General features: G+C 60.1%; 6 protein-coding genes and 1 pseudogene. 5 read left to right on the forward strand and 2 right to left on the reverse strand.

The window, feature by feature from the left end; translation table 11 throughout:
- A partial coding sequence (locus AC1DH9_RS17545; protein ID WP_477808500.1) for an ABC transporter permease occupies positions 1-2,056 on the forward strand: 2,056 nt, incomplete at its 5' end.
- Positions 2,056-3,174 (forward strand): ABC transporter permease, encoded by a 1,119-nt coding sequence (locus tag AC1DH9_RS17550; protein ID WP_427538745.1) that lies wholly within the window; start codon positions 2,056-2,058, stop codon positions 3,172-3,174. The genes AC1DH9_RS17545 and AC1DH9_RS17550, both read left to right, overlap by 1 nt.
- Before the next feature lie 43 nt (positions 3,175-3,217).
- Here the strand turns inward: AC1DH9_RS17550 and AC1DH9_RS17555 are convergent, their stop codons facing one another.
- A complete protein-coding gene (locus tag AC1DH9_RS17555; protein WP_427538748.1) occupies positions 3,218-3,625 on the reverse strand; it encodes a flagellar basal body-associated protein FliL in 408 nt (135 codons plus the stop codon).
- A 151-nt stretch (positions 3,626-3,776) separates the two neighbouring features.
- On the opposite strand from AC1DH9_RS17555, the gene AC1DH9_RS17560 reads away from it, so the two are divergent.
- From AC1DH9_RS17560 to glpT, 3 genes are all read left to right on the forward strand, one after another.
- Positions 3,777-4,754: an NADPH:quinone oxidoreductase family protein gene (locus AC1DH9_RS17560; protein ID WP_477808501.1), complete on the forward strand. Its 978-nt coding sequence runs from the start codon at positions 3,777-3,779 to the stop codon at positions 4,752-4,754.
- 51 nt (positions 4,755-4,805) lie between these two features.
- Entirely contained in the window at positions 4,806-5,420 is a 615-nt protein-coding gene (locus AC1DH9_RS17565) for a flagellar basal body-associated protein FliL (protein WP_427538754.1), read from the forward strand.
- Positions 5,421-5,582: 162 nt separating this feature from the next.
- On the forward strand, positions 5,583-6,932 hold the full coding sequence (gene glpT / locus AC1DH9_RS17570) for a glycerol-3-phosphate transporter (protein ID WP_054594577.1): 1,350 nt from the start codon (positions 5,583-5,585) through the stop codon (positions 6,930-6,932).
- Here glpT and AC1DH9_RS17575 read toward each other — a convergent pair.
- A pseudogene (locus tag AC1DH9_RS17575) lies at positions 6,929-7,075 on the reverse strand (gamma-glutamylcyclotransferase); the annotation flags it as partial. The gene glpT and the pseudogene AC1DH9_RS17575 sit on opposite strands and share 4 nt — an antisense overlap.

Raw genomic sequence — 7,075 nt, forward strand, 5'->3', positions numbered from 1 at the left:
CATGACGCACGAACTGGTCGCTGTCACCGCCAGCGCCAAACTCGATGAAGCGTTCACCCATTTTCAAGGTAACCGCGACCACGACAAGCAATCACTGGTCATCGCACCCAGAACCCGCGCCAGCACCGACATTGCCATCGAAGCCCACGACCTGACCCTGCGCTTCGGTGATTTCACCGCAGTAGACAAGGTCAGCTTTGCCATCGGACGCGGGGAGATTTTCGGCTTCCTGGGCTCCAACGGCTGCGGCAARASCACCACSATGAAARTSCTCACCGGSCTGMTACCGGCCAGCGAAGGCCGCGCCTCGCTGCTGGGTAACCCGGTGAATGCCAAGGACCTGGCCACCCGCAAACGGGTCGGCTTCATGTCTCAAAGCTTCTCGTTGTATGGCGAGCTCAGCGTGCGGCGGAACCTCGATTTGCATGCGCGGCTGTTCGACTTGCCCAAAGCCGACAGCGCCCGGCGCATCGACGAGCTGATCCAGCGCTTCAACCTGGGCAGCGTCGCCGAACAGCAATCCGGTGCATTGCCGTTGGGCCTGCGCCAGCGTTTGTCGCTGGCGGTGGCGGTGCTGCATCGCCCGGAAGTGCTGATCCTCGACGAACCGACCTCCGGCGTGGACCCGGCAGCACGGGACGATTTCTGGCGGCTGCTGATCGAGTTGTCGCGCGAGCAAGGCGTAACGATCTTTCTCTCGACCCACTTCATGAACGAAGCCCAGCGCTGCGACCGCATTTCGCTGATGCACGCTGGCAAGGTACTCGCCTGCGATACCCCGGCGGCACTGCAACAGCAATTCCGGGGGCAGACACTGGAAGCGGCATTTGTTACCTGCCTGGAACACGCTCAAGGCCCCGCCGAGCCACCAATGCCTGCCGTCCCCACCGACGCGACAATCAAGCCTGTCATGCCGTTGAAGGATCGCGGCTTCAGCCTCGGGCGCCTGGTGGCGGTTGCCAGTCGCGAAGGCAAGGAATTGCTTCGGGACAAAGTACGAATGGCCTTCGCCCTGCTGGGGGCGATTTTCATGATGGTGATCTTCGGCTACGGCATTTCCCTGGACGTGGAAAAACTCGCCTTCGCCGTCTACGACCAGGACCAGACGCCGCAAAGCCGCGCCTACCTGGAAGCTTTTCGCGGCTCTCGCTACTTCAGCGAGCAGCCGTCGATCCACGATGCCGCGGAACTGCATCGCCGTCTTCAGCGCTCGGAAATCAAATTGGCGCTGGAGATCCCTCCGGGCTTTGGTCGCGACCTGTTCGCCGGTCGCCAACCGACCGTGGCGGCCTGGCTTGATGGCGGCATGCCATTTCGCGCCGAGACCAGTCGCAACTATGTGGAGGCCGTGCACCTGGCCAACATTGAACAACTGGCCGAGCAGAGCAGCCCTGCGCTGAATCGACAGCCAGCCGCCAAACTGGAAACCCGTTTCCGCTACAACCAGGATGTGGTCAGCGTCAACGCCATCGGGCCCGGGGTGATGGCACTGATCCTCGCGTTCATCCCGGCCATGCTCACCGCACTGGGGATCGTGCGGGAGAAAGAACTCGGCTCGATCACCAATTTCTACGCCACGCCCCTGACCCGCCTGGAGTTTTTGCTGGGTAAACAAGCGCCGTATTTGGTGTTGAGCCTGATTAACCTCGCAGTCCTGACGGCCATGAACCGCTGGCTCTTTGGCGTGCCATTCAAGGGCAGTGCGTTGACCCTGGCCTTCGGCGGATTGCTGTACGTGCTGGCAACCACCAGCATGGGCCTGCTGATTTCGGCGTTCACCCGGACCCAGATCGCCGCCATCCTCGGCACCATGATCATCACCAGCCTGCCAACCATCCAGTTTTCCGGGCTGATCGTGCCGCGCTCATCCCTCGATGGCGCGGCGGCAGTCATGGGCATGCTGTTTCCTGCGGGCTACTTCCTCGATATTACCGTCGGCACCTTCACCAAGGCGCTGGATATGCGGCAGTTATGGCCGCAATGCCTGGCGCTGTTCGGGTTCTTTGTCGGGTTCACCGGGCTCAGCCTGGTCATGCTGAAAAAGCAGGAGGCCTGATGCACAAGCTCGCGCACATTCTGCGCCTTGGCCTCAAGGAAATGAGCAGCCTGCAGCATGACAGCGTCTTGCTGCTGTTCCTGTTCTACGCCTTTACGGTGGCGATCTACATGCCGGCCGCAGGCTCGGTGATTGGCGTGCATAACGCCAGTGTCGCCATCGTCGACGAAGATCACAGCAACYTGTCGCGACAACTGGCCCAGAGCCTGCAACCTCCGGAATTCCAGCATCCGGTGTTGTTACCTTACGGGCAACTGGATCAGGTCATGGACAGCGGCCAGTACACCTTTGTCATCAACGTGCCAGCCAGTTTTCAGGCGGATATGTTGGCCGGGCGCCAGCCGGCGGTGCAGGTCAATGTCGATGCCACGGCCATGAGCCAGGCGTTCATGGGCGCGGGTTACATCGCACGGATTTTCCAGCGCGAACTGTTGAGCTACAACGACCAAAGCGACCCGGCCGGTAAAGCCCCGGCCCTGCTGACCACCCGTTCGCTGTTCAATACCAATCTGGAAGGCGGCTGGTTCCTGGCGGTGATTCAGATCGTCAACAACATCACCATCCTCGCCATCATCTTGACTGGCACGGCACTGCTGCGTGAGCGCGAACATGGCACGCTCGACCACTTGCTGGTGCTGCCGCTGACAGCACTGGAAATCATGCTGGCGAAAATCTGGAGCAACATGCTGGTGGTGGTGCTGTGCACCTGGGCATCGCTGGAGGTGATCGTCAAAGGTGCGCTGGGAGTGCCGCTGGCGGGTTCCATGACGTTGTTTTTGCTGGTGACCGCCGTGTATCTGTTCGCCAGCACGGCGCTGGGTATTTTCCTCGCGACCCTGGCCCGCTCGACACCCCAGTTCGGCCTGCTGGCCATTCCGGTGATCATTCCAATGCTGCTGCTGTCCGGCGGCAGCACACCGCTGGACAGCATGCCGCAATGGCTGCAATGGGTGATGCAGGGCTCGCCGTCAACGCACTTCGTCAGCCTCAGCGCCGCAATCCTGTTTCGCGACGCCGGGGTCAGCGTGGTCTGGCCGGACTTACTGGCGCTGAGCGCCATTGGCTTGCTGTTCTTTGCGATTGCGCTGAAGCGGTTTCGCAAAAGCCTGGCGTCCTGAATACATCATCTGGCGAGGGGCTTGCCCCCGCGCCACAGGTTGTTTACTGGATGATCAGGTTATTGAACAACAGATCGTCCACCATCGGCTTGCCGGTCTCGTCATTCATCACTTGCTGGGTCTGCTTCAAGGCTTCCTGACGCAACTTCTCTTTCGCTTCAACGTTGTTCATGGCCTCAGTGGTTTGCTGAGAAAACAGTGCCACCAGCTGATTACGGATCAACGGCTCGTTGGCCTTCACAGCCTTGACCGCTTCGTCACCGCTTACCCGCAACGCCACATCAGCCTTGTAGACCTTGAGCTTCGGGGTGCCATCGAGCCCATAGTTGCCTACGAACGGTGGGGTCAGGCTGATATAGGTGACTTTCGGTGCTTCGCCTTCTTTGGCTTCTTCGGCCATCGCTGCCACAGGCAGAGACAGGGCCAGCATCAACATGATCCACGCTTTCACAATTCGCTCCTCATCCGGTTTGCGGCCTAGCATAACCACCCGCAGCCCAAGCACAAAGCTTATGGCTGCCTATCAGGGTCGGGCATGCTCGTTGACCCGTTGACTCACACACCTACACTTATCGGCCATCACTCCCAAAGGAATAGCCCTGATGAAAGCCGTGCTGTGCAAAGYCTTCGGCCCTGCCGAATCGCTGGTGCTGGAAGAAGTCGCGAGTCCTGTCGCCAAGAAGAACGAAATCCTGCTGGACGTGCATGCGGCCGGGGTGAACTTCCCGGACACGCTGATCATCGAGGGCAAATACCAGTTCAAGCCACCCTTCCCGTTTTCGCCGGGCGGTGAAGCGGCTGGAGTGGTGAGCGCGGTGGGCGAAAAAGTCAGCCACCTCAAGGTGGGAGACCGGGTCATGGCACTGACCGGATGGGGCAGTTTTGCCGAGCAAGTCGCGGTGCCGGGCTACAACGTACTGCCTATCCCGCCGTCGATGGACTTCAACACCGCCGCCGCCTTCAGCATGACCTACGGCACTTCGATGCACGCGCTGAAACAGCGCGGCAACCTRCAACCGGGGGAAACCCTACTGGTGCTCGGCGCTTCAGGCGGTGTCGGCCTGGCCGCCGTGGAAATCGGTAAAGCCATGGGCGCCCGGGTCATCGCTGCCGCCAGCAGCGCCGAGAAACTTGCCGTGGCCAAGGCTGCCGGCGCCGATGAGCTGATCAACTACAGCGAAGCCAACCTCAAGGACGAAATCAAGCGCCTGACCGATGGCAACGGTGCCGACGTGATCTACGATCCGGTGGGTGGCGACCTGTTCGACCAGGCGATCCGCGCCATTGCCTGGAACGGCCGGCTGCTGGTGGTCGGTTTCGCCAGCGGACGCATCCCGGAACTGCCGGTGAACCTCGCCCTGCTCAAGGGGGCAGCCGTACTCGGGGTGTTCTGGGGCGCCTTCGCCCAACGCCAGCCACAAGACAACGCCGCAAACTTCCAGCAACTGTTCGGCTGGTTCGCCGAAGGCAAGCTCAAGCCTCTGGTGTCGCAGGTTTACCCGCTGGCTCAAGCTGCCAACGCCATCAATGATCTAGGCCAGCGCAAGGCTGTTGGAAAGGTGGTGGTGCAGGTACGGTGAACCAGACTCCCTGCTACGCTTCGAGTCTGTTTACCCATCACAGGACGGAGGATGAGCATGATGCTGCGCAAGCTGTTATTGAGTCTGGCGGTCTTGCCTGCACTGTTGATTTCAATGCAGACATTGGCAAATCAGAATAACAAGGAGGTTCCGGGCCTGAAAAATGTCACCGTACTGATCGTCCGGCACGCGGAAAAACCCGATCAGGGCATGGGGCTCAGCCCTCGTGGCGAGCTGCGTGCCGAGGCTTATGCACATTATTTCGACCCGCTGCAGCTGGGCAGCAAGAACCTGGTACCGCAACGCCTGATCGCCACCAGCGACAGCAAGTCCAGCGCGCGACCACGGCTGACCCTGACACCGCTGTCCCAGCGTCTGCACCTTCCGATCGAGCAACCCTATGCCGATGAAGAAGTCGACAAACTGGTCAAATCGCTCGGCAAGAAGAATCAGGCACCGGTTGTATTGATCGCCTGGCATCACGGACATATCGACAATCTGATCGAAGCGTTCGGTGGCGATGGCCAAGCGTTGACCGGGCAGAAATCCTGGCCGGAAGACGTCTATGACTGGCTGATCGTATTGCGCTTCGACGACCAGGGGAATTTGGTCGAATCCCACAGCAAGAAGATCCAGGAACATCTGTTGCCCGGGGATGGCAGCTGATTATCCGAATCGTCCCTCTCCACCTGAAGAGCGCATGTTCATAAAAGAACATGCGTTTTCGTTCACTTCTCTGGATTTCCTTGGCGACAAGCGGTGCTTTTTTCGGTAACGAAACTGTAACATTCGCATCCGCAGTCAAAACAAGAAATCTGGAGCTCTTGAATGTTTGCTTTCTTTCGTCCTGCCGCACATCAGGCTCCATTGCCTGAAGAACACGTAGACAGCACCTACCGGCGCTTGCGCTGGCAAATCTTCGCCGGGATTTTCTTTGGCTACGCCGGTTATTACCTGCTGCGCAAGAACTTCTCCCTGGCCATGCCGTACCTGATCGACGAAGGCTACACCCGTGGCCAGCTGGGCCTGGCGATGTCGGCGATCGCGATTGCCTACGGTTTATCGAAGTTTTTGATGGGGCTGGTGTCCGACCGTTCCAACCCGCGTTACTTCCTGCCCTTCGGCTTGCTGGTATCGGCCGGGGTCATGTTCATTTTCGGTTTCGCACCGTGGGCAACGTCCAGCGTGACCATGATGTTCATCCTGCTGTTCATCAATGGCTGGGCCCAGGGCATGGGCTGGCCGCCGAGTGGCCGGACCATGGTGCATTGGTGGTCGCAGAAGGAACGCGGTGGCGTGGTGTCGGTCTGGAACGTCGCGCATAACGTCGGCGGTGGCTTGATCGGCCCGTTGTTCCTGCTTGGCATGGGTCTGTTCAACGACTGGCACGCGGCGTTCTACGTTCCCGCCGCCGTAGCGTTGCTGGTGGCTGTGTTCGCCTTCATGGTGATGCGCGATACCCCGCAGTCGGTAGGCCTGCCGCCCATCGAGAAATACAAGAACGATTACCCGGAAGGCTACGACGCCAGCCACGAAGACGAATTCAGCGCCAAGGAAATCTTCGTCAAGTACGTGCTGCGCAACAAAATGCTCTGGTACATCGCCATGGCCAACGTCTTCGTCTACCTGCTGCGCTACGGCGTACTGGACTGGGCGCCGACCTACTTGAAGGAAGCCAAGCACTTTGACGTGGATAAAACCTCGTGGGCGTACTTCTTCTACGAGTGGGCCGGTATTCCGGGCACGCTGCTGTGCGGCTGGATGTCGGACAAGATCTTCCGCGGCAACCGAGGCCTGACCGGCATGGTGTTCATGGCACTGGTGACCGTGGCGACTCTGGTTTATTGGCTGAACCCGGCCGGCAACCCGACCATCGACATGATCGCGCTGTTCTCCATCGGCTTCCTGATCTACGGCCCGGTGATGCTGATCGGCCTGCAAGCGCTGGAACTGGCGCCGAAGAAAGCCGCCGGCACGGCTGCGGGCTTCACCGGTTTGTTCGGGTATCTGGGCGGGTCGGTCGCGGCCAGCGCAGCGATGGGCTACACCGTGGACCATTTCGGCTGGGATGGCGGCTTCGTGTTGCTGGTTGGTGCGTGCCTGCTGGCGATGGCTTGCCTGGCACCGACCTTGTGGCACAAGCAAGTCGCCAGTCAGGGTCGCGAAGCGCTCGCTTAAGCCTTGCAGCGCTTGAGCCGCGCCTCCAGATTTCGGTCTGGCATGGCGTGGCTGCGCAGGGCGTGGACGGTTTGCTCGACATAATCGCGAGTGGTGCCGTAACGCCCGCAAGCGCTTTCGAACACCTGGCTCAGCACATGGTC

Source organism: Pseudomonas sp. 05T35, from assembly GCF_056396605.1.